Source organism: Nocardia amamiensis NBRC 102102 (genome assembly GCF_001612745.1).
Lineage (GTDB): Bacteria > Actinomycetota > Actinomycetes > Mycobacteriales > Mycobacteriaceae > Nocardia > Nocardia amamiensis.
In genome coordinates this window covers 1-3,057 of the sequence record NZ_BDBA01000362.1, presented here as the reverse complement: position 1 = coordinate 3,057, position 3,057 = coordinate 1, and the positions used below count along the sequence as shown (strand labels likewise).

Annotated in this window: 3 protein-coding genes and 1 pseudogene; 1 reads left to right on the top strand and 3 read right to left on the bottom strand. The window is 66.7% G+C overall.

Features of this window, described 5'->3' with window-relative positions; translation table 11 throughout:
* Nucleotides 1-345: pseudogene (locus NA4_RS42315) on the top strand (hypothetical protein); the annotation flags it as partial.
* 381 nt (nucleotides 346-726) lie between these two features.
* Here the strand turns inward: NA4_RS42315 and NA4_RS41105 are convergent.
* The 3 genes from NA4_RS41105 to NA4_RS37595 all read right to left on the bottom strand — a co-directional run.
* Entirely contained in the window at nucleotides 727-1,680 is a 954-nt protein-coding gene (locus tag NA4_RS41105) for a hypothetical protein (RefSeq protein WP_157129561.1), read from the bottom strand.
* A gap of 163 nt (nucleotides 1,681-1,843) precedes the next feature.
* Nucleotides 1,844-2,377, bottom strand: coding sequence for a type VII secretion system-associated protein (locus NA4_RS37600; protein ID WP_084497840.1), 534 nt, complete (start codon nucleotides 2,375-2,377; stop codon nucleotides 1,844-1,846).
* A gap of 269 nt (nucleotides 2,378-2,646) precedes the next feature.
* Nucleotides 2,647-3,057: PUA domain-containing protein (locus tag NA4_RS37595; RefSeq protein WP_307188633.1), on the bottom strand; the 411-nt coding region annotated here is incomplete at its 5' end.

The window sequence follows — 3,057 nt, the reverse complement described above, 5'->3', positions numbered from 1 at the left end:
AGTCCCGCACCGCAGACCCCGGAGCCCACGCAGCCGCCGAGCTCGTCGGCGCCCCCGGCCCAGCCGCCGCTGCCGACTCCACCACCCCCGCAACAGATCCCGGAACCAGCACAACCACCAAGCCCATCCACATCCCCCGCGCCGCAGACCCCGGAATCCGCACAACCACCAAACCCACCCCAGGCACCACCACCCCCGCCACCCGCGCAGCCCCCGGTTCCCGGCCCAGCCAGGCCCCCGGCGGAGCTGCCGGACCCCGGCGGCCAGCCCGGCGTCACCGGCCCGGTGGAGGGCAACCAAGGACACATACCCACCACCAACCAACCCGGCGTCGTCCCGTCCTAACGGCCGACGACGCGCGTCCACGTCGCACCGACGCATGACGTTCAACCGGGCGTCGCACTCGCGATCGGCTCCGCCGCCCGGTCACCGCCGTCCATCCGTCGGCGGCGGTGCGGGCCGCATCCAACCGCTGCCCCGGCCGGGGGCTACACCGTCGCGACCGCAAGCGTAACCAAATAGGCTCTCGGATCGCCGGGCAGCGCACACCAGGTGTCGGGCCACTCGCAGTGCACAGAGAACGCGCACAAGGTATCGACCCCATCGTAGTCTCGCCCTTGATCCGCCATCAGCCAGGCATACCGCGACCGAACTCGACCTGCCGGGGCGTGCCCGGTTGCGGGGTACGCCGCTCGATATCGAGACCAGCCACCGGACCTACCGCAATCACCTGCGACTGATCGCGGTCGTGCGGATGGGGTGTCTTTTCATACGGTTCTCTGAGCCGGCGGTGCGGCGTATTTGGTAAAGGACCCGGGCTGGAGGATTCCGTCCTTGTCGGCCCAATTCCCCACTCCGACCATCGCTTCGTTCAGTTCGGGCCGGGGGAACAAGTGCCCCACACCCTTTTGGCGAATAGATATCTCTGTTCTCGTTGTGTGTGTGCATGTCATCGGCGAACGAAGAACCTGCATCTGCATCCGGATGCCCGGTCAGGCAGGACATCGAAAGTATCGGTCCATCCGATCGTTCGGACGCGGCCTCCCGATAGTGCACGTCGGCTCTGACCAATCCGCCGTACGTAGGCCCGTCGACGAGCACCTTGCTGTGAGTGCCGGTTGTGTCGTCCTGGATCTCGACGAAGTATCCTCGCTTATTGCCGTGCGAAATGACGTAGACCGGCTTCTTGGTACTCGCTCGTGGACCTACACGCCACGGCGCGTCGTCGGAGGCTACCGGCTCCCATACGTTGTTCGTCGGATCCGACCTTGTCGACCAGAATTCGCGGTCGCAACCTCGAATTCTCATGCGGGACCAGGCATCGACGGAACTGTGCATGGGGTCGCTCGGATCGGTGACGAACGATACCCCCATCGTCCCCTCGCGCTCGTTCCATACCCGCAAGCTTCTGACCTGATCTGCGCGAAACGACAGCGGGCGACCGGACACATCGGTACCGCTCAGCTGGAGCGGCGAGCTCTCGAACGATAGGCGGCCGATCTGATTTCCGAACTCGGCATCGGCACTCAGTGTGGACCGTATCCCACCGTCCAGCGTGGTATTGACTCCGCGGTAACGGCGACGATAGGCATGAGCGATGTTGTCGGCGGCGCCCGCGGCTCGCTCTGCCACATCCGCAAGGGCGCGGGCGACGGCGTTGCTGATCGCCGCGCCGCTCATTCCGCCCCGCCCGACAGTAGGTGCGCACCAACGTCAGAACGCGCATCTCGACACTGAATGTCCACGCCGCATCGGAATAGCCAAACGCCCGCATTCCACACATCGGCACCCTGACACAGGGATGTACCACGAGGCAATCCCCAGCAGCGGGAAGACAACCCAGTTATCGATCGCTGTCGTCGGCTCGGTCGAGCTTCTCGGTGATCAACCGGAAAGGTGCAGGACCAGCGGGATTGAGCAGGATGTCGAGTCCGTGCGGTACTACATCCGGCAGGACACGGCCCCGCACGCGCCGCCACCGGTCCACCGGTCCACCTCTGCGGTGCAGGGGCGACGTGGCAACCAGGACACACGCTACGCCATCGGGCGCGTCGCCGATCAGCGGCAGGTCTTCACCATCGCAAGCAATCTCGACCACGGCATGACGCAGCGTCGGGATCAGGTCGTCGCCAACAGGCTCGCCGCGGGCGATACGCCTCAGAATCGCATCGGTGGGATCGGTGGGCGTGGTGTCGCTGCTGGGTTCGAAATCAGAGTTCGGCTCGAACGGTCCGACCGTGCCGTCGTCGGCCACCCGCCATCCACCGGCGATGACATGCGGTGGAGGAGGCTCATCCGGCGTTTCGGCCTGCCATGCTGGATCCAACAGCACGAACCAATTACCCATCTGGATAGCCTCGGGCGCCGGCTGTGTCACGTCTGTCTCCTCGCTCGTCCATGCGATTCTCTCATGGTCGCCGGCCGGTCGAGTCGCCGACGCCGAGGCCGACGTGTGAATCTCCCGTTCTCGGGCAGTCCGTCGGCAAGCAAGCGAACCCGCGACCCGAACAAAGCGGATCACCGTTCCGGCGGCACCATCGAGACGAGTCTCTTCGCCCATCCGCAGTTGCGGTGACCGGCAACACCGACCGCAATCGAGGTCGTCCGGTTTTCGCGGAGCGCGGTCGGCACGTTGGTGCTTGCGGACTAAACCTTGACCAGGTCGTCGGCGTGGATGACGGGGCGCTGCATGGTCTCGGGGAGTTCGTCGGTCGAGCGGCCGAGCATGCCGGCCAGTTCGGTGCTGTCGTATTCGACGACGCCGCGGGCAACGACGCGGTTGTCGGGGGCCACCAGGTCGACCACGTCGCCGCCGTAGAAGCGGCCGCGGACGCCGACGATGCCGGCGGCGAGCAGAGATCGACGCCGGAACGCCACCGCTTGTACCGCGCCTTCGTCGAGCAGCAGGGCGCCGCGGCTGTCGGCCGCGTGCCGGACCCAGAACTTGCGCGCGGACAACCGCACCGGGCGGGCGGCGAACGCGGTGCCGACGGTGCCGCTGGTGAGTGCGGTCGCGGCCGAGGACGCGGCGGCCAGCAAGACGGGCACGCCCGCGTC

Coding starts and splice junctions, on each gene's coding strand:
- NA4_RS41105 (WP_157129561.1), bottom strand. CDS start 1,680: ATGAGCGGCGCGGCGATCAGCAACGCCGTCGCCCGCGCCCTTGCGGAT.